At 32.9% G+C, this 1533-nt stretch carries 1 protein-coding gene; it reads left to right on the top strand.

All coding sequences use genetic code 11. From position 1 onward, the window contains the following. The first annotated feature begins 145 nt into the window (after positions 1–145). Positions 146–1327, top strand: a complete 1182-nt coding sequence (locus tag H5119_RS19855; RefSeq protein WP_182703457.1) for an SIR2 family protein — start codon at positions 146–148, stop codon at positions 1325–1327. The last annotated feature ends 206 nt before the right edge of the window (positions 1328–1533 follow it).

Below are 1533 nucleotides of genomic sequence, written 5' to 3'. Positions count from 1 at the left end.
TCTAAAAAGCAAATTCCCATAGCATAAACAACACCAACTCTGATATACCGAGCAGGTAGCGCCTCAGTCCAACAAGCGATTATGCAACACAAACCGCGTGTTGCATAAATACTAAAGTGTTAGGCTTCATGGAGGTTACTAATAAATGAAAGGATTATTTCTAGGTGCTGGAGCTTCTTATGAGGTAGGAATGCCTTTAGTGTGGGAGTTTTCACAAACTCTTAGAGAAAATGTATTAAAGCGTTTAGAAACAAAGCTTTTTAACTTTGATAAAGACGAAGAGTTAAAAAAATACTTTATTGAAACTTTAGGTAATGAAGAACTACATTATGAACAAGTAGTTGGTTTGCTTGAAAAAAGAAAGCTAAATGACAGAAGCAATAACCAAAGAACACATGGAATAATTATACAACTAATTGAATGTATTCAGCTATTGTTACTTGAAGAACAATCAAATACGTTGAAGTTGCTGTCTGAAAGAATTAAAGATTACTATGGAATTAAAGCCTTAATTGATAAAGAAAATTTGTTTAATATTTTCTCGTTAAATCATGATATTGTTTTTGAAGAAATATTGGATTACTACAAAATTCCATATAAAGATGGATTTTATAAGCGTAATAGTAATTACAGTAACGTCGCAAATTTTAAGGTTATAACATCAGATGAATTAGAAGCTGGAAATCTCGATCTATTTAAAGAAAGAGAGAACGGAATAAATTTAATTAAATTGCATGGTTCACTTGATGTATTTGCAGCTGAAGATAAAGGTTTATTTTTAAAAGTTTACGGTGATGCAAAATATGTGGGGTCAAACTACGCCGAAATAAGAAAAGTAGAGAGCCGAAATATTGAGATTGCTCAACGTGATGGTATAAGAGCAATTAATGAATTATATGTTCATGATTCATTGGGCGAGTTACAATTTTTAAGAAGATCTTTATTGTCTGGGGCACATAAATTTCAAGGTAAATTTGACCAGATAATCCCTATTTCATTATTATCATTTTTCAAGAAGCAATTAATAAATACAAGTTCCTTAACTGTTATAGGCTATAGCTTCGGCGATTCACATATAAATGAAGCTCTCGTAGAGTGGCTCAGTGATGAGTCAAGAACTGTAGAAATCTATGATCCTTTTATATCATCTGTTCCGGAAGGGTTTGAAGCACATTTTAAACAGTTTAAAATAGTCAATGGTGGCTTAACTGATTACTTCATGACATTTGATTCTTCTTTAGAATCTTGGGCTAACCAATCAAAACGTGAAATGTTCAGTACTATTAGAGATAACCTCAAAGAAAGACGTCTCAATAAAAAAGCCTAACAAGGCACTTAAACGGAACTAAAACAGTGGGTTACGTTTCGCTTCGCTACACATTTTAACCCACTGTTTTAGTCCGCTTAGTGCGGCGTTGAGGCTGTAGAATTACTCTTTTTAGGAACGTATTCTACTATTTTAAATTGATTGCTTTTTAACCTTGAACCCATCCGTTCGCTGTGATCTAATAGATATTATTCACCCACGGTAAA

The sequence above is a fragment of the Pseudoalteromonas sp. SG45-5 genome, assembly GCF_014164085.1.
Classification (GTDB): Bacteria; Pseudomonadota; Gammaproteobacteria; order Enterobacterales; family Alteromonadaceae; genus Pseudoalteromonas; species Pseudoalteromonas aliena.
The sequence above is the reverse complement of the archived record's forward strand: the minus strand, read 5'-3'. Positions and strand labels throughout refer to the sequence as shown.

Coding starts and splice junctions, on each gene's coding strand:
- H5119_RS19855 (WP_182703457.1), top strand. CDS start 146: ATGAAAGGATTATTTCTAGGTGCTGGAGCTTCTTATGAGGTAGGAATG.